Here is a 22787-nt window from a genome sequence, read left to right on the forward strand (position 1 = left end):
GGCACCCCGGCCATAGCGTCGACGGGTGAGCCTTTGGACTTCGCTGGAGCCTGCCTCCAGCACTGTGGATCCCGGTGGCAGCACCAAGGTGCGGTTGCGTTTGCGTAATACCGGTGACGTGGTGGATGAGTACCGGTTCGAGCCGGTGGGTGATGTGGCGCCGTGGACGGTGGTGGAGCCGCAGACGCTGCGGTTGTATCCGGGGACGACGGGGACGGTGGAGTTGACGTTCTCGCCGCCCCGTTCTCCGGACGCGGTGGCGGGTCCGAATCCGTTTGCGGTGCGGATCACGCCGACGGAGCATCCGGAGGCCACGACGGTTCCGGAGGGGAATCTGACGATCACGCCGTTCACGGAGGTGCGGGCGGAGTTGGTGCCGCCGACGGTGAAGGGGCGTTTTCGTGGGCGGCCGAAGCTGGCGGTGGACAACCTGGGCAATACGCGGCTGACGGCGTCGGTCAGTGGCAGTGACAACGGCGATCATCTGTCGTACGACATCCATCCCAGCAATGTGCAGATCGAGCCGGGTCGTGCGGCGTTCGTGAAGGCGACGTTGAAGCCGCGGCAGATCATCTGGTTCGGGTCGAAGGAGCAGCGGCCGTACACGCTGGCGATTCAGCGTTCGGGTACGGTGCCGCAGCCGGTGGAGGGTACGTATGTGCAGCGCGGGTTCCTGCCGCGTTGGCTCGCCACGTTCTTGGGTGTGTTCATGGCGCTCGCGATCACGTTCGTGATGCTGTGGATCGCGTACAAGCCCTCGGTGCGCACGTCCGCCACGGAGAAGCTCCAGGAAGCCGGCATCAGCACGCTGCCGCCCAGCCCCTCGGCCTCCGTCGCGCCTCCCTCGCCCAGCGCCCAGGCCCCGGTCGTGCCCTCGGCGCCCGAGACACAGGCCGCGAGCGGTTCCGGAGGGGGCGGTGGAGGTTCGTCCGAGACCAAGCCGAAGGAGTCGGCCACACCGCAGGAGGAGACGGCGGCGACCGCCGTCGCGCAGCTGGCCGCGCAGGACCCCGGACGGCACATCTGCTATCGGGTCTATCTGACGGAAAAGGGCTGGACCAAACCGGTGTGCGACGGCGCCATGGCCGGCTCCGTGGGAGAGAACCGCCCGATCAAGTCCCTCAACCTCGCCACGTCCGACACCGACGGCACCGCTGCCACCGCCTTCGTCTACTACCCCCAGTCGACCGACGGCAAGGGGCACTACAACGGGCCGTGGAAGGGCGTGGTCGACGGCGCTGACCTCTACATCGGCAGCACCAAGAGGGACGACCCGTACATGCTGGGCTTCGCCATGAACGTCGGCGAGAGCAAGAGCGTCGTCTGCCAGACCGCGCACGTCCACAACGAGGGCTGGCACGGCCTGGGCTGCGACGAACTCGGCGGGGACAACTACATCTTCGGCGGGACCCTGAGCAACTCGCTCTGGCTCGAGGCCGTCAAGTTCACCGTGTGAAGCGACGCTGCCCGGCCGACAGCCGTCGGCCGGGCAGCGTCGTCTGCGCGAGCAGCTACCAGGTGCCCTCGCCCGGCACCAGCCGGCCCGCCTTGCGGTACTCGCGGCGCGCGCCCTCCAGGAGGTCGGCCGTGTCGACCGGCGCACCGCGGCCGGCGGCGCCGTAGGCGGCCGTGACCACGGCGCTGCGGATCGAACCACCAGCCAGCTCGAAGTCACGGGCGACGGCCCGCGGATCGGTGTCCTCGGCGCACGGCACATGGGTCAGGGCGTGCCGCCACAAGGCGAGCCGCTGGTCGGCGTCCGGGAACGGGAAGTCGATCACGAGGTCGAGACGGCGGGTGAACGCCTCGTCGATGTTGGCGCGCAGATTGGTCGTGAGCAGCGCGATGCCGTCGAAGGACTCCAGCCGCTGGAGCAGATAGGAGCTCTCCATGTTGGCGTACCTGTCGTGCGAGTCCTTGACCTCGGACCGCTTGCCGAACACGGAGTCCGCCTCGTCGAAGAGGAGCACGGCGTCGGTGCGGTCCGCCTCCGTGAAGATGCGTTCCAGGTTCTTCTCCGTCTCGCCGACGTACTTGTCGACGATCGAGGAGAGCTGTACGACGTAGAGGTCGAGGCCGAGTTCGGCGGCCACGACCTCCGCGGACAGGGTCTTGCCGGTGCCGGAATCACCCGCGAAGAGGCCCAGGACGCCCCGGCCCCGCCCGCCGCCCGCGCTCAGCCGCCAGTCGCCCAGCACCTGGTCACGGTGGCGGGCGCGCAATGCCAGCTCGTGCAGTTGCACCAGCGGTTTGTCGGGCAGGACGAGATCCTCCCAGCCGACGTCCGGACGGATCCGGCGGGCGTGCCGCTCCAGCCCGGAGGCGGATTGCTGCCGGGCGGCCAGCCGCAGATGAGCGGGGGTCAGCGCGGTACCTTCGAACACGGCGAGGCGCTGCGCGGCACGGGCGGCGCGCAGGATCCGGTCGCCACCGAGCCGGTACGGCGCGACCACCGGGGCGAGGTCGAAGCCGAGGGCGGCTTCCGGTGCGGGTGCGACATGAGCGGAAGTCTCGCTGTCGACCCCGGTGCCGAGCGCCACCGCCCACGCGTCCACCGCTCCGGAGCGCAGCCGGGGCGCGTCCAGGACGAGCGGATCGCGATGGTCGCACCAGTGCGGATCGTAGGGACGCGGATCGGTGAACAGCACGGACACGTCGTCCACCGCCAGCGCCCGCATCAACGGGGCGGGATCCTCCGGCAGCGGCGACACGACGATCGCGCAGTCACGCAGCCGGGCCTCGCGCAGCAGGTCGGCGATCGGCTCCTGCCCGGCGGTCCTGTCCGGAGCGAAGTGGAGCGCCTCCTGCCCCGATGCGTCGCGCAGCGCGCCCGCGGCACAGGCGAGACCGTCTCCCGCCCGGTGTTCGCGCAGATAGACGGTGAGCGGGGCGGCCGCCAGCCGGTCGGCGAGCCTGCGCAGGAAGACCTCGTCGTACTGCTCGCCCCGCACCGGCGCCCGGAGCCGGTGGACATGGCCGGTCAGCGCGGCGTCCAGGGTCTCGTCGCCCAGCAGGTGCGCGATCAGCCGGTCGGGTACGCGCAACGACCTGCTCAGAAAGGGACGTTCGGGCTCCTCGAGGACGATCAGGCCCAGCGCGGGCAGTGGTGCCGAGGGATGGAACCGGGCCCGTGCCTCGGCACGGTGTGCCGGAAGTCCGCACAGGTCGAGCGCGAGCCCGGTGGTGGCCCGGCGGCGGCTGACGTCGTCGTTGAGGTAGCCGTACAGCGGCTCGAAGGTACGGTCGAGGTCCGGTGCCAGCGCGATGAGCAGGATCCGGACGTCCAGCTCGGTCAGCCCGAGCCGCCCGGCCAGCAGATCCAGCCGGTCGCCACGCTCGGAGCCCCAGTTCTCGGGAGCGGGGTCCTGACCGGCCGGCTCCAGCAGATGCCGTACCGCGTCCTCGGACAGATACAGGCCGCGCAGCGGATCGGCCGCGGTGGGATCGGTCGCGCTGCGGTGTTCGACCAGCAGCGCCACCTGCTCGCGGAGCCGGGACACCCGGAGCAGGAGCGCGTCGGCCGGTCCCTCGAAGGCGGTGGCGGGTGAAGTGTCATCGGTGGACGACGAGGTGTCGGTGGCGGCCGACGCCGGGACGTGCGGGGTCACTTCGCTCGCTTCTGTCCGTTTCGATCCTCCGCGACCGGGCGGTCCCCGGCCGGGAGCTCCGTGCCCGGGGCCGTGTCGGCCGCGGTCGTGGACGTCAAGTGCCGTGCCTGGTGCCGCCGTTCGGGCGAGCCCTCCAGGGTTCCGTCCATCCCGCGTACGCGCACGCCCGCCCCCTCCGTGACCGGCGGCCCGGCGTCGTACTCCGGGAACGACGGGAACGGCGCGGTCACCACCAGATCCAGCGACGGCTTCAGCTCGCCGCCGAGCGCGGACCAGATCTCCGCGAGGGACCGGGACTCGGTGTGCAGATTCGCCACCGACAGCGGCACGGACAGCCCCAGTGCGGCCAACGCGTCGGGCAGTGCGTGCGGGGGCAGGATCTCGTGCGGGAGCAGTGTCGCCAACACCGCGGACAGCAGCCGGTGTTCGTCCTGCGGCTGCTTGGTCCAGGCCGTCACGAGATACGACAGCCGGAACCAACGGGGCGGCTGGCGGCGGCGCAGCACGATGCCGCGTTCGTCCCGCACGGCCATGGCGCCGCGCTCACGACGCCGCACGTCCTCGCGGATGTCGTACAAGTAGGCGTTGATGGCGGGCGCGTTGCGGCGGGCGGCCCACTCGCGGCTCGGCGCGTCGAAGGCGACCTCGATACCGGAACCGGCCAGCGCACCGCTCCTGAGCAGCCCTTTGAGGACCTCGTCCACCTCGTGAATCACCGTCGTGCTCCCGCCGTGCCGTCACATCCTGCCGCGTACCAGCCGTGGGCCGGCTGAGTACCCGCTGCGTACCCGTCTGCTGTGATCCGCCCGGTACCCCGCTCGGCAGGCCCCGTGCGAACGATCGGCCGCCTCAGATGTAGCCTTCCCTGAGCGCATAGGCCACGGCGTGGGCGCGATTGCGCAGATGGAGCCGGGTGGTCAGCCCGTGCATCACGTTCTTGACCGTACGTTCGGAGTAGGAGAGCTTGCTCGCTATCTCCCCGGTGTCCAGCCCCTCGGCGACGAGCCTCAGCACATCGATTTCGCGCGGTACCAGGCCGGAGAGCGGAACTCCGGTCTGGCCGGATGCGGTGCGCTGGAGCGATCCCACCTGAGTGATGAGGCGTCCCAGCAGATCAGCCGGCAGATCCCCGTCGCCCCGCGCGGCCGCGAGCACAGCCTGTACCAACCGGTGCGCACTGGCCTCGTGGCGCCAGACGATGGCCCCGACACCGCACTCGATGACGTCGAGCAGCTCGGCCTCGCGGATCGCGTTCACCACCAGCACGGCACGCGCCCCGTCGCTGCGTACGAGTCGGCGCAGCCGGGACAGCGTGGTCTCGTCCGGTCCCTCGTTGACCAGGACGGCCACGGTGCCGGGCCCGGCCTCCGCGCCGTCGAGGAGGTCGATCACCGGGTGCTGCGCCAACTGGCTGCGCACCCCGGCCCGGGAGATCGGGTCGGGTGCCTGGACCACCACCGGTATGCGGTTTCCGGAATCCACCGCACCGGTGTCGGCGGGCCGCTGTGACACGCCTGCGTCAGTGGTCCGTAATGAACTGCGCAACCGCTTCTCCCAAATCCACGTGCTGGTCGCCCCTGTGTCGCCAGTGGCCGAAGAGCTTGTCCCAGACTTCTGTGCTTGGCGTGCCTCGCGCAATCGTGGAGGACCACGAGACGTACCACGAGATGGATCATGAAACGTCCCCGACAGGAGACATCGATGGGCGAGACCGAGGCGCTGTGTGAACGACGGGAGGCGCTCGAGCTGGTGGCCGCCGAGGCGGACCGCGCCCGCGCCGGGTCCGGCCGCCTGGTGCTGCTCAAAGGAGCCACCGGCACGGGGCGCACCGCCCTCCTGGAGGCCGTCACCGAGCAGGCGGCGGCCCGTGGCATGCGGGTGCTGCGGACCCGCTGCTCGCCCGACGGAGAGGCCGGGGAGTTCGCGGCGGTCCTCCAACTTCTGTCATCGGGCGGCGAATTCGACGCCGGAACCAAGCTGTTTCCGGACATTTTCGACGACAATCCGCACCATTGGTCATACGCCGAACACCTGTGGAGGCGGCTGCGCTCCCACGCGGCCGACGCCCCACTGCTGCTGGCGGTGGACGACGTCCACTGCGCCGACGAACCCTCGCGCCGCTGGCTCGTCGACGTCGCCCGGCGGATCGACGCACTGCCCGTCCTCCTGGTGGCGACCGAACGCAGCCAGTACGACATCGACCCGCCGTCCGCCGGTCTGGCGCACTCGCTCTCGCCCACCCTGGTGCGCACCCACACCCTCGCCCCGCTGAGCGCGAACGCGGCGGCGCAGCTGATCCGTTCGGACGTCGACGCCGCCACGCCCGCCTGGGTGGAGGACTGCGTCCGGGCCGGCGCGGGCAGCCCCCTGCTGCTGCGCGCCCTGCTCGACGACCTCCGCGCACAGGAACCGGGCGGCGCGCCCCCGAGGCCCGTGCCGGACACCTGTGCCGCCCTCTACCCGGGTGCCTATCCGGCCGCCGTCTCCTGGTGGCTGGACAGCGCCGGAGAGGCGACGGCGAGGATGGCCCGTGCTCTCGCGGCGCTGGACGCGGACGTGTGGGAGGAGGGCCACACGGAGGAGTTCGCCGAACTGCTCGCCGAGACGGCCGGCGCGGACCCCGCCCGGGTGCCCGGCTGGCTGACCGCAATGACCCGCCTCGGCCTGCTGCGGCCCGATCCCGACGGGCGGCCGCGCTTCGCCCACCCGCTGCTGCGGGACGCGGTGCTCAGCGGCTGGCCCACCGTCCGGCGGCAGGCGGCCCACCGTACGGCGGCCGAAGTGATGCTGGGCCGTGGCGACCGCGCCGAAGCGGTGGCCGGACAACTGCTGAGGGCCCAGGCCGTGGGCGCGGCCTGGGCCACCGTGGCGTTGCAGGACGCCGCGTCCGTGGCGGTGCGGGACGACAGGCCCGACGACGCCGTGTCGTATCTGCGTCGTGCGCTGGACGAGCCGCTGACGCCCGCCCGCCGGACCATGGTCCTCACCGAGCTGGGCTCCCTGGAGTTCGCCGCCGCCCGCTCCTCGGCCGGGATACCGCGGCTGACCGAGGCGACCCGGCTGCCGGGCATGCCGCAGGACCGGGTACGGGCGGCCGTGGCCCTGGGCACCGTACTGGCCCGGCGCGGCAAGGCGCGCGCCGCGATGGACATCCTGCGCGACCTGGACGAGCAACTGACCGACCATCCGGACCTGACAAGGCTGCTGCAGACCGCCGCGGCGCTGCTGTCGGACCACGACCAGGGCATCCGTCAGGAGGCGTACCGCTGGCTGCACGGTGCCGCCGAGCAGTCCCCGGAGCTGGTCGGAACGGCAGGTCAGGCCCTTCTGGTGCGCTACGACGCGACGGCCGGACTGATCTCCGCCGCCACGGCCATGAAGCGGATCCACGCCCTGCTGGACGAACCGGGCGACGCGCTCGTCGAACCATTCCTGCTGGGTACGGCCGCCGCCGTCGCGCAATGGGCCGACGAACTCGCGGAGGCCGAGGGGCTGGTACGCCGGGGACTGGACCGGCAGAGCCCGTCCCTGTTGCACCCCATGCACCTGGCGCTGCTCAACGTACGGGCGGACATCGCCGCGACGCGCGGACAGTACGCCGATCTGCTCGCCGAACCGGCGGTCTGGCAGGTCACCGAAGCCACCCGGCGCCGGCCCGCTCCGGCCAACGCGCACGCACACGCCGTGATCGCCCTGGTCGAGACGGGCCGCACCGAAGAGGCCGCCCGCCTCGCGGACAGCTTCGCCCTGGGCGACGCGCACGACTCCTGGGAACTCAACCGATTCCTCTACGCGCGGGGCGTGTTGCGGTCCGCGCAGGGGGATCACGCCGGCGCGCTGGACGACTTCCTGGAATGCGGCCGCAGGCAGACGGCCCGGGACGTGGTGAGCCCCGTGGTCACGCCCTGGCGGACCGCGGCGGCCGAGTGCCGCAGCGCGCTGGGCCGTCCGCAGGAGGCCCTCACGCTGGCCCGCGAAGAACTGCGGCTCGCCCAGGTGTGGGACACCCCCCGGCTGGTGGGCCGGGCGCTGCGCGGGCTCGCCACCGCGACCGGGGGCCGTCGCGGTCTGGAACTCGCCGACCGTGCCGTACGCATCCTGCGGGACGCGTCCGTACAGACCGAGCTGATCCCCGCCCTGATCGGACAGGGGCGTCAGCTCGTCGCGGCGGGGGACCGGAGCCGGGCCCGCGACGCGCTGCGCGAGGCGGCCGAGCACGCCGAACGGCTGGGCGCGGTACGGATGCGGGCGCTGGCCGAGGAGGTTCTCCCCGAAGGCCGCTCCCGCGGCTCGGCGACCGCGCTCACCGGATGGGAGGCGCTGACCGGCAGTGAACGCCGGATCGCCGCCCTCGCGGCCGACGGGCGGACGAACGCCGAGATAGCCGAACTCCTGCACCTGGCCCGACGCACCGTCGAGACCCATCTGACCAGTGCCTACCGCAAGCTGGGCATCCGCCGCAGGACGGAGCTCGCCGCGGTCATCGGCGAGCGGCCGGCGGATCCGGCGGAGCCGGTGGAGGAGCCGGGCGGCTGACACGCCCCCGCATCAGGACGTGAGGCGGCCGTCCGGGTCGTTGAGCTTGGTGTGGTTGGAGGGGTCCTGGAGCATACGGCGGGCCACGGGCGCCGGGATCCGCACGACCACCGGAGTGGGGACGGTGAAGTCCCGTACGGCGACGGAGGGGGCGCCGGAGCGGCCCCGCTTGCTCACCCGGGCCACCACCCGCACGTCCAGGGTGAACTGCACCAGCGTCGCCTCGAACTTGGGCTTGTGCAGAGGCATCGAGCCGGACCCGTGGGCGGAGGTGTCGGTGGCGCCGCCGACCTGGTCGACGTTGCCGAGGAGCTGGTTCATCCGGAACTCGTCCGCGTTGAGCACACCGGCGCCGCCCAGTCCCCGTACCGACTTGTTGTGCTCCACCGCCTGCTGGTGGTCCGTACCCGTGGGCCGGGGCGCGTCCAGGGCGCTCTGCGCCACCGTCTCGAAGGTCATCTTGTCGCCGACGCCCAGCACGCGTCCGGAGCGCAGACGGGCGTGCAGGGAGGTCCGTAGATCCTGCCCCTGCGCCCCGGAGGCGTGCACGACGGGAAGGTCGACCCCTGCCGCGGTGAGCAGGGGCAGGGCGGAGATCAGCCACTCGGTGGACACCGCCTCGCGCTGCGCGTACGCCGCCGCGTCGCCCGTCCTGCGGTAGCGCTCCCCGCCGTGCGCGGCCCGTACCGCGTCGTCGATCACCCGGCGGATCTCGGGAGCGCCGCGGAACCCGTTGACCTGCGCCTCCATCGGCAGGCTCACCCCGCGGCCGTGCCAGGGCCCCAGCCGGCTCGCTTCGGCGTCGTCCTGCCGCAGGAACGCCTGTCCCGCCTCCGCGCGCGGCACCGGCCGCAGCCGGGACAGTGCCTCGAGGTCCTTGACCAGAATGCGGTGGACCAGGGACTGGCCGCCCAGGGTGGCGAGGCCCACCCGCCCACGGGACGAGTGCAGTTCGAGGGTCGCCTCGATCGGCACCCGCATTCTGACGGAACGCGCCGAGGCCTCGGCGACGCTCTTCATGCCGAGCTGACCGCGCCCCACGGTGGCCGACTTCGTGACGTCGCTGACGCCGACGCCGAGCCCGCCGGAACCGCCGACGGTCTTGAGCGGACCACCGCCGCCCTCCGGCTTGCCCGCACCGGCCACGACCCCCTCGACGGTCCGCGTGTCGCTCGTCTCGCGGGTGTCCGCCCGCTGCGTGGCGGCCGAGGTGATGTACTCCATGTCGCGGCCGTCCTTCGCCTCGCCCTCGGACGTGCCCTGCCGGGTGCGGCGTACGCGGAACACGGCCCAGTACGGTGTGTTGCGGCCGCGGAAGAGTTCGACGGGCACCCCGCCGTCCATGGCCCCCGAGAGCAGTCCGGCCGACCCGTCCCGGTCCAGGACGCGCAGCAGCCGCTGCATGTTGTCGTGCGGATCGGCCAGTTGCTGCTTCGGCAGCAGTTCGTCGGCGAGAGACCGGTCACGCCGCCCGACATCGGCGCGCAGCCGCTCCAGCAGGGGAACGAAGTCGGGCAGTTCCTCGATCATGCCGAAGCCGAGCGGCAGCTCCTGGGCGAGGGCGGGCGCCGCCGGGGCGGTCGTGCTCGACGACTCCCCGCTCCGGGACGCCTCGGTCTGCTCCTGGGTGGCCTTCCCCTTGCCCTTGGACTCTTTGCCCTTGGATTCCTGGCCCTTGGACTCCCTACCCCGGCGTGCGGACTCCTCCTGCGAGGACGTCTGCCCGGCGGCCCCGGGAACGCGCAGGCCTGCCGCCGCCAACTGCTCCTGGGTGAGCCAGACGGCGGCCGCGGCGGGCAGCGTCCGCTCGCCCTTCGCGACGTACGGGCCGCCTCCCGTGACCTTGACCTCGCTGACCATCCGGACCACCAGATCGCAGTGGACCAGGTAGAGGGGCCGGGTGCGCGGAGTGTGGGCGTTGCGTTCGACGGTGCCGCTCAGCGTCGTCGCCGTCGCCGCGCTCCGGCCCAGGCTCCGGCCGGCCGACACGCCCTCGCCCAGCCGCCAGCCGGCGCCGTTCTCCGATCCGAGGGCGCCGCCCTGCACGGACGTGGAGGTACCGCTGCCCTCCTGCCCGGTCATCTGGTGGCCGCCCAGCAGGAACGTCTCGGTACCCGCCCCGGTGCCCTCCGCCACCACCTCCGGGTTGGTGAGGGCGAACCGGGTGCCGATCGCGCCGTTGAGCGCGTGGAGCCTGCGCGGGTACTGCAGGTTCTTCACCACCCACCCGGAGGACACCGCCTGGCGCAGCGCCGAGGTGATGGCCTGCGGACTGAAGCGTTCCTCGATCGCCAGCCGCGGCGCGAGGCCCTCCGTCTGCAGCGCGAGGTCCTCCCGCAGTTCCCGATTGCGGCTCGCGGCCCGCGACAGGAGCTCGAAGGCGAGGTCCCGGACCGGTCCACCGCCTCCGACGGTCTCCACCAGCGTCCAGTCCCGGACCGCCCGGCCCGCGATCGAGCGCGGCGCCATGGTCGACAGATCACCGATGCCCGACGCGTTGAACTGCCGCTGCGGCGGCGCCAGTGCGGCGGTGCGCCTGCCGGTCCTGGCCGTCAGCCGGTCCTTCCCTGCGGTGTCCAGGGTGAACGCGGTCGGGGTGAGCAGCCGTACGTCCTGCTCGGCCAGGTCGAGCGCCTCGGTGTCCGCGGTCGAGGCGATGTGCACGGCGTCGGGTGCGTCCCGCCCCGGCATGCCCGGGGTGAGGGCACGCTTGGCGGTTCGCTCCCGTGTCGTCATGGTGACGTCCACGTCCAGGCGCAGGGCGCCGCCGAACGCGCTGGTGTTCTCACCGCCGTTGGTGAGCACGTCGGAGCGGGTCGCCGGACCCGCCTGGTTGCGCCGGGTGCTCTGCCGGGTCCGCTCGCCGCGCACCGTGGCGGACAGGGCACCGGGGATCAGCCGGAACTGGCCGAGCGCCAGTCCGCCGATCGACCGTGAACTGGACCGCCCGCTCTGCGAGTTGCTGGTGACGCCGCTGTGGCTGCGCACCAGCCAGTCCTTCGTCTCCCCCTGGTAGCCCGTCTCGCGCAGGGCGCCGACGACCTTGACCTGGACGTCGTGCGCGTGCCATCGGCTCTTGCGCCGCATCCGGACCCGGATCCCGGAGGAGAGCAACTGGTCCTTGTTGACCCGCAGGTTGGTCTCCGAGAGTACGGTGATCAGCTCGCGGTAGTTGCGCCGCTGCACCTCGCCCTCCTCGCGACTCACCTCGGTCCCCGCTCCCGCGCCGAACGCGGGCAGATAGCCCGCGAGTCGCTGGTCGGTGGCGAAGAGCCGCTCGATGCCGGAGAGCAGGGGGGCGGTGTCCAGCTGGCTGATCGCCACGCTCGACCCCATGGCTCCGAACGGCAGATGGCGCTCGGTGCCCGGACCGGCCGACGACCCGGCCCCGTCCCGTGACTCCTCCCCTTGCCGCCGGTCGAGCTTCTTCCCGTCCGCGTCCGTACCCGGCTCCTTGATCATGGAGCCCGCCGTGACGCCTTCGGGCAGTTCGAGACCCAGCGACCGGGCCTCGTCGGCGCGCAGACTGACCCACACATCCATCGAGTGCTGGGCCGCGCGGGCCCCGGAGCGCACCTTCATGGCGGGGGACAGCGGTCCGGTGCCCTCGACGCTGAACCGCACCTTGCCGAGGTAGAGCACCTTGTCGCCCCTGACCTCGGCGCCCTGACGGCTCGACACCGTCTGCTCGGCCACCGTGAACCGCGCTTTGCGCGCGCCGGCCGTGGGCATGACCGTCGCGCGCACCGCGGCGGCGTTGCCCAGCACGCCGAACCCCGCCGCCGGGCCCGCGCCGAAGGTCCCCCCTCGGCCCTTGGCCGCCGTGTGGGACACCGAGTGCTGTGCCTGCTGGTGCGTCCGCAGTTGCGTCTTGCCGGTCGTCCAGGTGGGCGACAGGGCGGTGAGGTCGGCGCGCATCCGATAGGTGCCCGTGGCACTGCCGTCCTTGGAGACGAGATCCTCCCCGATCACCCAGCCGCTCAGCAGCCGGGGCAGGTCCTCCAGGACGGTCGTGGCGGAGGTGGCGTCGTGGAGCCGGGCCCGCCCGGGCGCGCCGCGGGAGGTCAGGGAGGGGTGCAGCACGGAGCGGACCGTGTCGAACAGGCCGCCGCCGCCCGGATGGGGGGCCGCGGCGTCGTCCAGGGCGACCGGGGCCAGCGAGTCCGCGAGCCGTACGCTCCGCGCGGTCCCTGGACCGAGGGGGCGTGGCCGCGCGGGTGCCTCGGCGGTGACCGGCACCAGGTGTTCGGTGGGCACCCGCATCATGAGGGACCCGGCGCCGCTGAACGTCTGCGCCCGGCCGCCCCGCCCCTCGTCCTGGGGCTGGACCCGTATGCCGTAGCGCACCTGGCGCCGCATCTCGACGGACCCCTTGTCGCTGCGCAGCACCCGCGGTTCGGACATCGTCTTCTGTACACGGGAGTCGGTGGAGGACTGGAACGGCTGCGCGTTGGCCATGACCGCCCCGCCGAGCCAGACGCCCGGGACGACCGGCGCCAGCCCGAACGCCATGAAGTTGACACCCTTGCTGGACGAACCACCCGAGGAGTGGCTCACCACGCCCGAGGTGTTGTGCTGGGTGTCCACCTTGATGTTGGCGCCCGCGGCCATCCGCGCGTCCTGGGCGGCCTGCCGGGGGGCGACCTCGGTGCCGGTGCCGGTGCCGCCGTCGTGATCGTCGGCTCGCGCCTTCCCCTTCCCCTTGCCCATGGCGGCCTCCGACTCGGCCAGCAACGCGGCCATGGCCTTGGCCTGTTGCACGGCCGCGGCCTGGGCCTTCGCGGCCTCGGGGGAGACGAAGGTCTCGGGCAGATCGGTGGCGTCCCGGGAGATGGTGACGGTGACGTCGTACCAGCCCTTGCCTTCCGGGCCCTCGACGGCGAAGGAACGACCCTGGCCGTAGAACGTCTCCGGCCGCCCGGCCAGCTCCTCGCGTATCTCGGCCACCGTCCCGTCGGACCGTCCGACGACCGTCCCGAGGGCGGTGGACACGAACTCGTGCCCGGTGAGCCCGTACGCCGTGGAGAGTCCCGCTGCCCGTAACTCCCGCAGGTAGGGCGGCAGTCCGAGCGGCGGATGGGCGGAGCCGGACCCGCTGCCGGTCGGCCGGGGGAGCGGCCGACGCGTGCCCGCCCGACGGGGGCGTGTCGTGGTGGCGGCGCGTGGCCGGACGGTCTTCGCGCCTTCCTCGGACTCCTCCGCCGCCTCTTCGAGCGGGGGAAGCACCGCGGGCAGCCGGGTGGCGGCACTGCTCTCGGGCAGTTCCTCGAGGGTGGGCAGTACGGCAGGGGTGGGCCTCGGCGCACGCGTGGCGCCCGCCGCGCCCTCGGCGGCCGGGAGCCGTCCGCGCAGTGCGCGCGTGGTCGCCGCGTTGCCCGCGTCCCGCTGCAGGGCCAGCAGCGCCTGCGGAGTCATCCCCGGGCCGGTCGTCGGGAACGCCGGGTGCGACGCCGTGACCTCCGCGCCGTTCCTGGTGGCCGAGGCCGTGTCCCGGCCGACGGCTCCCCGGCCGTGGTCCCCGGCCCTGCCGTTGCCGCCTGATGCCTGCCGCTGCCTACGCACAGTGAGCCATTCCCGTCATGAGGACCGCCGTCCCGCCCCCATCGGATCCGTCCGCTGGGGAGCGTAACCACTGCGTAGGCCCCACAGGGAGCAAGATCATGGACCTGGACATATGGACGCCCGCCGACCACCGAAGGGACAACGGCAGTACACCCGCGCTCCATCTTCCGCGGCCGTGGGCTCACTTCGAACACCGTTGAATGGCATTGCCGCCGTGCTCCCGCGGCGCCCACTGTGGCGGTGGTCGAAAGCGAAACACCACACACAGGGGGAATTTCTCATGCGCCGTATTCCGGCCGTCATCACCACGTGCGCCGCGACGCTCGCCTTCCTCGTCCCGGCCGGCCTGGCCGCCGCCGCGCCAGTCGCGCCTGCCGCGCCCGCCTCGCCCGCCGAGCAGTCGTACACCGTGGTGCCCTACGAGAACGTCAAGGTCCGCAAGCTGCCGACGAAGGACAGCGCCTACCTGGCCACCCTGACCGCCGGCCAGTCCTACACCGCGTACTGCTGGACCCACGGGCAGACCATCACGGACCACGGCTACACGAACGACATCTGGATCGGATTCGCCGACGGATTCAGCAGCGCCGTCTATTTCAAGGGCAACCAGTACGCGAATCTGCCGGCCACCGACCAGTGCTGAAGGCAACGGAACTCACCGGAATCCACCGCGATCGTCCCTACGTGCCAGGGAGTTCATCCATGAGCATTCGACGCAAGGCCGCCGCCGTCCTCGCCGGAGCCGTGCTCGCGTGCGGCCTGCTGAGCGCGGGAACCGCCTCGGCCGCGGCGCCGACCGGCCTCACGCGGCAGGCCGCCTTCGAGACGTACACCGTCGTGCCCGTCGTCGACGCGCCCATCCGTTCCGGCCCGGGCAACGGCCACCCCGCGATCGGCAGGCTGCGCGCCGGGTACAGCTACCCCGCCTTCTGCTGGCTCTCCGGCGAGACGGTCGTCGACCACGGTTCCACCAGCCACATCTGGATCCATCTCTCCGGTGGCCCCGGCATCGGCAACGGCTGGGTCAGCGCCCTGTACCTCCGCGGTGACGAGCGGGCCGACCTTCCGGCCTCGGCGCAGTGCTGACCCGCGCGGCAGCCGGTCCCAGGCCCGCCGGACGGACCAGTCAGATGACTGAAGCTTCCTCGAGGCACCGCTTCGCACAATGGACGAGGTCACGTCCGACCGCCTCACGAAGCGAAGGATCAGCATGCACGTGGACGCCCATGACGATGAGATCTGGGCCGTACTCGAAGGTGAGATCACCTTCTTCGTCGGAGAGCAGCGCTATGACCTGGGCCCGGGCGACGTCGCTTTCGGTCCGCGCGGCGTGCCGCGCCGCCATGTCGTGCGCAGCCCGGAATCCCGACTGCTCGTGACCTCGGTGCCCACCGGGGTCGCGGAATGGTTCACCCGCAACGGCACCCCGGTGGCCTTTGCCGGTGAACTGCCCCCGTCCCTCGGCCTCGACGCCGCTGTCGGCCTGGTGGGCGCCTACGACCTTCATGTCGTCGGGCCGCCGGCGACGGGCGAGTGACGCGGGCGCGCCGGGCCGAGGCAGGACGGTCCGGCCGCCGCGTGCGAGTCGAAGGTCAGCCCTGCTGGGCCCGCAGCGCGGCGAGGGCCCGGTCCGCGTGGGCGCTCATCCGCAGTTCGCTGCGCACCACCTCCAGGACGGTGCGGTCCTGCGCGATGACGAAGGTGACCCGCTTCGTGGGTGCCAGGGAGAAGCCGCGCTTCACTCCGAACCGCTCGCGAACCGTGCCGTCGACATCGGACAGCAGCGGGTACCCGAGCGTGTGACGCCCGGCGAACTCCCGCTGCTTGTCGACCGCGTCACCACTGATGCCGACCGGCCGCCCGCCGGCGGCGGTGAACTCGGCGGCCAGATCACGGAAGTGGCACGCCTCGGTGGTGCAGCCGGCGGAGAGGGCGGCGGGGTAGAAGAACAGCACGACCGGCCCCTCGCCGAGCAGCTCGGTCAGCTTGCGCTCCGTACCGGTCTCGTCGGGCAGGGCGAAGTCCTCGACCTTGTCGCCCACGTCCACACCACGCGTCATGACTGACCCTTCCCACCATTGGCAACGCTGCGTGCCCACAGTACAAGGGGCACCTGCAAGGGGAGGCGCGCCATCGCCGCGGCCTTCTGCGGAGTGGGACGCCGGCGCCAGTCCACGGCCATCTGCACGTTGGCGGGGAACACCCCGACGAAGAAGGCCGCCGTGGCCAGCGCGGCCACCCGCCGCGTACGGGGCACCGCCAACCCGGCGGCCAGCGCCAGTTCGGCGACACCGCTCGCGTACGTCCAGGTCCGGGGCGCCCCCGGCAGCGCCCGCGGAATGGTCGCGTCGAACTGCCGTGGTGACACGAAGTGACCGACACCCGCGGTGGCCAGCAGGCCGGCGAGCAACAGGGCTGAGCGTTCCGACCGTGGCACGGTTCCTCCTCCAGGGGACTGCCGCGAGATATTACTGGAGGGTAAGGGTGGTGCGGGCGACGAGGCTCACGAAGGGGTAGGGGTCCCTCCTGCCTGCCCCGGGCCGACGTCAGCGCGCGGCGCGGACGCCGTCCAGCGCGACCGTGAGGACCCGGTCGCGCTGGGTGTCGTCGAGGAAGTTCGTCGAGGTGATCCCGGCGACCATGCGCAGCAGGTCGTCGAAGTCCATGTCCGCGCGCGCCTCGCCGGCCTTCTGCGCCCGCTCGAACAGTGGGCCGCCCGCCTGGTACATCGAGTCCCGGCAGGTCAGGAAGATCTCCGACTCGTTGTCGAGCGCCTCACGGATGGCCCGTTTGGTCACGGTGTAGTCCACGAACCGCCGCAGCCACGAGGTCAGCGCCTCCCAGGGCTCCCGATCGGCGACTCCCAGGGCCACCTGACACAGGGCGTCCACCTCGTCCGCGTACACGCTCTCGAAGAGGTGGCGGCGGGTGGGGAAGTTCCGGTAGAGGGTGCCGATGCCCACGCCCGCGCGCCGGGCGATGTCCTCCAGGGACGCCTCCGCGCCGTGCTCCGCGAAGGCCTCGCGCGCGGCGGTCAGCAGGGCGTCGTAGTTGCGTGCGGCGTCTTTGCGATGCGGGCGCCGGGACGCCACGATCCCGCTGATGGGGAACGGCTGAGCCGTCACTTGGTGCCTCCCGGCCGAGAAGAAGTTGAAGCGGAGGTGAGCCTCCGTTACAGTGGAGGCATACCTCCACTTTAGCAGTCGGGGGTGCGTTCCCCATGGTGGCGTGCGTCCGCACGCACCGTCGACGCGCTCGTACCCCCTGTGACCTCGAACGGGCCGTACGCAGCCCGTCCCCGCTCTTCGAGTGGCCGTTCCGCTTGCTCCGTTTCGTTCTCTGTTCCGTTCCGCTCCGTTCGGAGAGGCTTTTCATGCCCACGAAGTCCACCCGCCTCACCTTCGCGGTCCTCGCGACCGGTGCGGGCGTGTTCTCCATGCTCCAGTCGCTGATCGCACCGGCCCTGCCGACCGTCCAGCACGCCCTGAACACCTCGCAGTCCACCGTGACCTGGGTGATGACGGCCTACCTGCTGTCCGCCTCGGTCTTCACCCCGATCCTCGGCCGGGTCGGCGACCTGATCGGCAAGAAGCGCACCCTCGTCGCCGTCCTCGTGACCGTGACCCTCGGCTGTCTGCTCGCCGCGCTCGCGCCGAACATCGGCGTGCTGATCGTCGCCCGGGTCGTCCAGGGCATAGGCGGTGCGCTGTTCCCGCTCTCCTTCGGCATCATCCGGGACGAGTTCACCGCGGCCGAGGTCGGCCCCAGCATCAGCAACCTGTCCGCCGTGATCGCCGCGGGCGGCGGCGTCGGACTGGTGGCGGCCGGTCCCATCGTGTCCGCGCTCGACTACCGCTGGCTGTTCTGGCTGCCCGTCGGCGTCGTCGCGGTCACCACACTGATCGCCCTGCGCTACGTCCCCGAATCCCCGAGCCGGGCCGAGGGACGCGTCAGCTGGCTCGGCGCCGTCCTGCTGTCGGGCTGGCTGGTCGCGCTGCTGCTCCCGCTCAGCCAGGCGGGCCAGTGGGGCTGGGGGTCGGCCCGGGTGATCGGACTGTTCGCCGCCGCCGTCCTGCTCTTCGCGCTGTGGCTGCTGGCCGAGGCGCGCTCCCGCACCCCGCTGATCGACCTGCGCGTCATGCGCCTGCCCGCGGTGTGGACCACCAACACCGCCGCGCTCCTGTTCGGCGCGGGCATGTACGCGATCTGGTCCTTCCTCCCCGGCTTCGTGCAGACCCCGAGCTCCGCCGGATACGGCTTCGGCGCCAGTGTCACCGCGGCCGGACTGCTCATGCTGCCGATGCTGCTCGCCATGTTCTGCTCGGGCGTGCTCAGCGGTCGGCTGGAGCCCGTCCTCGGCGCCAAGAAGTTGCTCACGACCGGTGCCGCACTCGGTGCGGTCGCCTGCGGCTTCCTCGCCCTGTGGCACGACCAGCAGTGGCAAGTGGCCTTCGCCGCGGGCATCTTCGGTCTCGGCATCGGACTCGCCTTCGCCTCGATGGCCAACCTGATCGTCGGGAGCGTGCCGCCCGAGCAGACCGGCGCCGCGACCGGGATGAACGCCAACATCCGCACCATCGGCGGGTCCATCGGCGCGGCCGTGACCAGCGTTCTGGTGACCGGCCGGCTCCAGTCCTCGGGTCTTCCCTACGGTTCGGGATACACCCACGGGTTCACCCTGCTCGCCCTGCTCTGCCTGGCCGCGGCGCTGGCCGCCCTCCTCGTGCCGGTCCAGCGTGCCGGCCGGCTCTCCGCCTCGGCCCGCGCGGGCGCCGACTCCGCGCGTACGGAACCGGAGGCGGCCGTCGCTCCCGGCGCGCGGAGCTGACCCGGTCCATGCTCGGCGCGACCATGCTCGGCGCGACCGCGTCGATGCGTGAAGTCGATGCGTGAAGTCGATGCGTGAAGTCGATGCGTGAAGTCGATGCGTGAAGTTGATGGGTGAAGATGCTTGTCGGACAGGGGCGTGGCTCCGAACGGGCGGCGCGTTCACCCGACTCGGTGAGCGGTACTACGGGTGCGTACCACCGGCGCACGCACCGCCGTTGCTCCGACATGGACAGCACTCACACGGCCCAGCGGCGCCGCCCGCAGCCGGGCCTCGCGGGTCGGCCCTACGCCGAGCTGACGGACGGGCGTCTGGGCCACCCGCCGATCCACGCCCAACTGGTCGCGGAGTGGCGGGCCGAGGGCCGGGTGGTTCCGGAGCACCGCGAGGTGGTCGCGGTGCTGTGGGCCTCCTTCGCCGCCTCCAGCCCCTTCGAGAGCGCGGCGTGGCCGGTCGACTCCTGGGCGGAGATGCGGGACGAGAGGGCCACCGGACCGGTACCTGCCGAGCCCAGGACCGTGTCCGCAGTCTCCGTACCCGCCGTCCCCGTACCCCGTGGCCTGCTGGGCTGGTGAACCCCTCCGCGCGTTGCCGCGGAGTGCCGGTCACCCTCCGGGCGGGGGTGCCAGGACGGCGAGCGTCCCGTTGGCCCGCTGCAACGCCAGTTCCAGGGGGACCGCGGCATGCAGGGCTCCGGTCCCGTCGGGTGGAATGATCCATTCCAGGAACCGCGCGGCGCGGTACGGCGGTGGTACGGCGACCCACGAGCCCTTGCCCGCGTGGCGGAGCCCGGAGCCGACCCAGTGGCTGGCCGGGTCCGGCGGCAGGAAGAAGCCCACTCTCCGGCACGCGGTGTCCACCAGGGTGGGGCCGGGGGCGCGCAGCGGGTCGTTCCACAGGATGTCCAGGGCGAGCAGCCCGAGTTGCTCGGGAACGCTGAGTACGTCCCAGAACCGCCCGGCCTCCATGAGCACGGTCCCCGACCCCTGATCCCACTCCCGCTTGCAGACCCGGGGGTCCGAGGCAGCCGCCGCGAGCCACTCGACACCTTGCATCCACATCACATCCGGCATGACCGACTCCAGGGCATTCGCAGGCCGTCTGACCAGGCGTGGAGCGGCGCACTCGACTGCGGAACCCGCACCTGGGCGCCGACCCGGCGTGTTCATGCTGGTAGATATTTCTATGTGGCGGAAGGGGTGGCGCGGTCTGGCGTTTTCGCCGAAACGTTCTTCTGGAGACGTCCGTTGCTCGGACTTCCGTCAGGTCCGTGAAGCGTCCGTCAACTTCGTGCAGCCAGAATGCCGAGCACGTTGGCCGCGACGACGGCGCCGATGCCCGTCCACTCCGTCCAGTCCAGGCTCTGACCGAGGACGATCCACCCGACCAGACCGGCCAGGACGGGATTGACGCTCATGAAGAGACCGAAGGCCGGGGCCGGGACGCGGCGCAGGGTGAACAGGTCCGCGAGGCAGGGCACCGCGGAGGACAGTACGCCGGCGGCCACGGCGCAGCAGACCGCCGTCGGCGTCGGAGGATGCCGGACCACGACGGCGACGCCGACCGGCAGGAACAGTACGGCGGAGAGCCCGGCGACGGCAGCGGACCCCGCCGCCCCGGGGATGCGGCGGCCGACGGTGCGGTTGAGCAGGATGTACGACGCCCAGCACCCGGCGGCCAGCAGCCCGAGGCCCATTCCGAGGAAGTCGGCGGAGGGGCGCGGACGCATCAGCGTGACGACGCCCGCCGCGGCGATCACCGCGCAGCACGCGTCCACGCGGCGGCGGGAGGCGGCCAGTGCGATGCTGAGCGGGCCCAGGAACTCGAGGGTCACCGCCAGCCCCAGTCCGATGCGGTCGATCGCCGTATAGAGGGACAGGTTCATGGTCCCGAACACCAGCGCCAGCAGCACGACCGGCCACCACTGCCCCCGGGTGAACGTCCGCAGCCGGGGGCGGCCCACTGCCATCAGGACGACCGCGGCGACGTACTGACGCACCGCGACCACACCGACGGGGCCGAGGACGGGGAAGGCCAGGGAGCCGATCGCGGCACCGGTCTGGTTGGACAGGCCACTGCCGACCATGGCGACCACGCCGGCCAGGGGCGTGCCGCCCGGCTTCGGGGCCGTGGGCGCCGGGGGAGTGCGACGCGCGGGTTCTGCCGGGCGTGCGGAGGCTGCGTGCATGTCTCGATGCTGGGAGGCCGGGGCTCTTGCACAAAATGCATCAGCGGGTCCATCTATACGCTTGAGTCATGGATCCTTCAGCCGAAGATGCTTCCGGCAAGGGCGCTTCCGACGAGGACGCATCCGTCACCGACGACTCCGTCACCGACGACTCCGTCAAGCACGCCTCCGTCATGAATGTGGAGCTGCGACAGCTGCGCTGTCTCGTCGCCATCGTCGACGAGGGCACCTTCACCGACGCCGCCATCGCGCTCGGGGTCTCCCAGGCCGCCGTGTCCCGCACACTGGCCTCGCTCGAGCGCGTCCTCGGGGTGCGGCTGTTGCGGCGCACTTCCCGCGAGGTCGCCCCGACGGCGACGGGACTGCGTGTGCTGGCGCATGCCCGGCGGGTACTCGGGGAGGTGGCCGACCTGGTCCAGGAGGCCACGTCGGGTCGCGCCTCGCTGCGGATCGGGTACGCCTGGTCCGCGCTCGGCCGTCACACCCTGGCCTTTCAGCGCGACTGGGCGCGGGCACACCCCGAGACGGAGCTGCGGCTCGTCCGTGTCAACTCCGCCACCGCCGGCCTCGCCGAGGGAGCCTGCGACGCGGCCGTGGTGCGCAGACCCCTGGACGACCGGCGGTTCGACTCCGCGATCGTGGGGCTGGAACGGCGGCTGTGCGCCCTGGCCGCGGACGATCCGCTGGCCGGACGCCGCTCGGTGCGACTCGCCGACCTCGGCGGGCGCGTCCTGCTGATCGACCGCAGGACCGGCACCACGACGACGGAGCTGTTCCCGCCCGATTCCCGCCCGGTGACCAGGGAGACCCACGATGTCGACGAGTGGCTCACCGCGATCTCCACGGGTCGCTGTGTGGGCATGACGGCCGAGTCCACCGCGCACCAGTACCCGCGCCCCGGCGTCGTCTACCGGCCGGTGCGCGACGCCGAGCCCATCGCGGTGCGGCTCGCCTGGTGGCGGGAGGACCCGCACCCCGCCGCCCCCGCCGTCATCGAACTCCTGACGGAGCTCTATCGCCGGGCCGCGTAGCCGACGTCGGGGCGCATCGGGTGCGCCGTGTTGCCCGCCGGTGTCACGCCGAGTCGCGCGCGATGATCCGCCCGGGCTCGGGGCTGAGCCCGGCGGGATCGAGGCCGAGCGCGGCGCGGGCGGCGAGGCGGCCGTGGACTTCGGCATCGATGCGGACGGTGGTCAGCGCGGGTGTGACGAGGGCGCCGTACTCCGTGTCGTCGAAGCCGATCACGGCCAGGTCGTCGGGCGCGGCAAGTCCCAGGTCGTGCAGGGCGGTCAGGGTGCGCAGGGCGATGTCGTCGTCGAAGGCCGCGACCGCCGTCACGGTCCCGTGCGCGGCGAGGAAGGTCTTGACGGCGCTGGTGCCGGCCGTCCTCGGACGGGGCACGACGAAGGAGGTCAGCGGGGCGAGCCCCAGTGTGCTCACGGTCTCCCGGGCGAGGCGCAGCCGCACTTCCAGCAGGGGGGAGTCGTGGTCGGGCAACGCCATCGCGACGTGCGTGTGGCCGCGGTCGGCGAGATGCCGGATCTGCAGGGCGGCGTTCGCGGCGAACCCGGCACGCCAGTCGCCCGCCGCTCCGGGCTCGTGGCCGGTGAGATGCGCGGCGAACCGGAGCACGGCCCGGGGAGCGATCGTGTCGAGGACCTGCTGCGTCGAGTGCGGCGCGCAGTGGCCGTGTCGGACGAGCAGCACATGGCCGTGCGCGGCGAGTTCGTCGTCGAGGCCCCGGATGTAGCTGCGCGAGTAGTTGCCCTCCAGCCCCCAGTCGACGTCGAGGACGACGATGCGGGACGAGCCCTCGCGCAGCGCCCGCGCGATGCCGTGCGGTACGTAGCCGAGATCGCGTGCGGCCTGGCGTACGCGTTCGCTCGTGGTCGGCGAGATCGTCTGGTTCGGATCGTCGTTGAGCACGAAGCTCACGGTCGCCCGCGAGACGCCGCTCGCCGCGGCGACGTCGCTCAGCGTCACGCGCCGTGCACCGGCCATCATCACGCCCCCGATCGGTTCTGTCGCGGCGGTACCGGGACCGTGGAAGACCGCCAGTCTAGGT

General features: G+C 72.2%; 18 protein-coding genes. 8 read left to right on the top strand and 10 right to left on the bottom strand.

Annotated features, from left to right (window positions below; all coding sequences use genetic code 11):
* The first annotated feature begins 25 nt into the window (after positions 1-25).
* Positions 26-1456 (top strand): hydrolase, encoded by a 1431-nt coding sequence (locus ACZ7M3_RS31315; RefSeq protein ID WP_472067501.1) that lies wholly within the window; start codon positions 26-28, stop codon positions 1454-1456.
* A 55-nt stretch (positions 1457-1511) separates the two neighbouring features.
* Here the strand turns inward: ACZ7M3_RS31315 and ACZ7M3_RS31320 are convergent, their stop codons facing one another.
* The 3 genes from ACZ7M3_RS31320 to ACZ7M3_RS31330 form a co-directional block, all read right to left on the bottom strand.
* Positions 1512-3608 (bottom strand): ATP-binding protein, encoded by a 2097-nt coding sequence (locus ACZ7M3_RS31320; protein ID WP_472067503.1) that lies wholly within the window; start codon positions 3606-3608, stop codon positions 1512-1514.
* Positions 3605-4324, bottom strand: a complete 720-nt coding sequence (locus ACZ7M3_RS31325) for a Pvc16 family protein (protein WP_472067505.1) — start codon at positions 4322-4324, stop codon at positions 3605-3607. Before ACZ7M3_RS31325 ends, ACZ7M3_RS31320 begins: the two co-directional genes overlap by 4 nt.
* Before the next feature lie 133 nt (positions 4325-4457).
* Positions 4458-5120, bottom strand: a complete 663-nt coding sequence (locus ACZ7M3_RS31330; protein ID WP_472067507.1) for a helix-turn-helix transcriptional regulator — start codon at positions 5118-5120, stop codon at positions 4458-4460.
* A gap of 189 nt (positions 5121-5309) precedes the next feature.
* Here ACZ7M3_RS31330 and ACZ7M3_RS31335 point away from each other — a divergent pair, with 189 nt between their 5' ends.
* On the top strand, positions 5310-8144 hold the full coding sequence (locus ACZ7M3_RS31335; protein WP_472067509.1) for an AAA family ATPase: 2835 nt from the start codon (positions 5310-5312) through the stop codon (positions 8142-8144).
* Between the two features lie 12 nt (positions 8145-8156).
* On the opposite strand, the gene ACZ7M3_RS31340 is transcribed toward ACZ7M3_RS31335, so the two are convergent.
* Entirely contained in the window at positions 8157-13706 is a 5550-nt protein-coding gene (locus ACZ7M3_RS31340) for a hypothetical protein (RefSeq protein WP_472067511.1), read from the bottom strand.
* 280 nt (positions 13707-13986) lie between these two features.
* On the opposite strand from ACZ7M3_RS31340, the gene ACZ7M3_RS31345 reads away from it, so the two are divergent.
* The 3 genes from ACZ7M3_RS31345 (at position 13987) to ACZ7M3_RS31355 (ending at position 15243) form a co-directional block, all read left to right on the top strand.
* Complete coding sequence (locus ACZ7M3_RS31345; RefSeq protein WP_472067513.1) at positions 13987-14349, top strand: SH3 domain-containing protein; 363 nt, start codon at positions 13987-13989, stop codon at positions 14347-14349.
* Positions 14350-14408: 59 nt separating this feature from the next.
* Positions 14409-14792, top strand: a complete 384-nt coding sequence (locus ACZ7M3_RS31350; protein ID WP_472067515.1) for an SH3 domain-containing protein — start codon at positions 14409-14411, stop codon at positions 14790-14792.
* A gap of 79 nt (positions 14793-14871) precedes the next feature.
* A complete protein-coding gene (locus ACZ7M3_RS31355; protein ID WP_472067517.1) occupies positions 14872-15243 on the top strand; it encodes a cupin domain-containing protein in 372 nt (123 codons plus the stop codon).
* A 55-nt stretch (positions 15244-15298) separates the two neighbouring features.
* Here the strand turns inward: ACZ7M3_RS31355 and ACZ7M3_RS31360 are convergent, their stop codons facing one another.
* The 3 genes from ACZ7M3_RS31360 to ACZ7M3_RS31370 all read right to left on the bottom strand — a co-directional run bounded on the left by ACZ7M3_RS31360 (position 15299) and on the right by ACZ7M3_RS31370 (position 16831).
* Complete coding sequence (locus ACZ7M3_RS31360; protein WP_472067519.1) at positions 15299-15766, bottom strand: peroxiredoxin; 468 nt, start codon at positions 15764-15766, stop codon at positions 15299-15301.
* Entirely contained in the window at positions 15763-16143 is a 381-nt protein-coding gene (locus ACZ7M3_RS31365; protein ID WP_472067521.1) for a DoxX family protein, read from the bottom strand. The genes ACZ7M3_RS31360 and ACZ7M3_RS31365 overlap by 4 nt, the downstream gene beginning before the upstream one ends.
* 109 nt (positions 16144-16252) lie before the next feature.
* Positions 16253-16831: a TetR/AcrR family transcriptional regulator gene (locus ACZ7M3_RS31370; RefSeq protein WP_095856668.1), complete on the bottom strand. Its 579-nt coding sequence runs from the start codon at positions 16829-16831 to the stop codon at positions 16253-16255.
* Positions 16832-17079: 248 nt separating this feature from the next.
* On the opposite strand from ACZ7M3_RS31370, the gene ACZ7M3_RS31375 reads away from it, so the two are divergent.
* The gene (locus tag ACZ7M3_RS31375; protein WP_121417481.1) at positions 17080-18534 is read left to right on the top strand and encodes an MFS transporter; all 1455 of its coding nucleotides are present in this window, start codon (positions 17080-17082) and stop codon (positions 18532-18534) included.
* 227 nt (positions 18535-18761) lie between these two features.
* Complete coding sequence (locus tag ACZ7M3_RS31380) at positions 18762-19109, top strand: hypothetical protein (RefSeq protein ID WP_472067523.1); 348 nt, start codon at positions 18762-18764, stop codon at positions 19107-19109.
* A gap of 30 nt (positions 19110-19139) precedes the next feature.
* Here ACZ7M3_RS31380 and ACZ7M3_RS31385 read toward each other — a convergent pair whose 3' ends face one another.
* A complete protein-coding gene (locus ACZ7M3_RS31385) occupies positions 19140-19607 on the bottom strand; it encodes a hypothetical protein (protein ID WP_472067525.1) in 468 nt (155 codons plus the stop codon).
* 209 nt (positions 19608-19816) lie between these two features.
* Entirely contained in the window at positions 19817-20722 is a 906-nt protein-coding gene (locus ACZ7M3_RS31390) for an EamA family transporter (protein ID WP_472067527.1), read from the bottom strand.
* 173 nt (positions 20723-20895) lie between these two features.
* Between ACZ7M3_RS31390 and ACZ7M3_RS31395 the strand changes: the two genes are divergently transcribed.
* Positions 20896-21753 carry a LysR family transcriptional regulator gene (locus ACZ7M3_RS31395; protein ID WP_472067781.1) on the top strand — a complete coding sequence of 286 codons (858 nt, stop codon included), beginning with the start codon at positions 20896-20898 and terminating at the stop codon, positions 21751-21753.
* Positions 21754-21796: 43 nt separating this feature from the next.
* On the opposite strand, the gene ACZ7M3_RS31400 is transcribed toward ACZ7M3_RS31395, so the two are convergent.
* Positions 21797-22705, bottom strand: coding sequence for a LacI family DNA-binding transcriptional regulator (locus tag ACZ7M3_RS31400; protein WP_472067529.1), 909 nt, complete (start codon positions 22703-22705; stop codon positions 21797-21799).
* Positions 22706-22787 lie beyond the last annotated feature (82 nt).

The sequence above is a fragment of the Streptomyces sp. NPDC111656 genome (assembly GCF_055656965.1).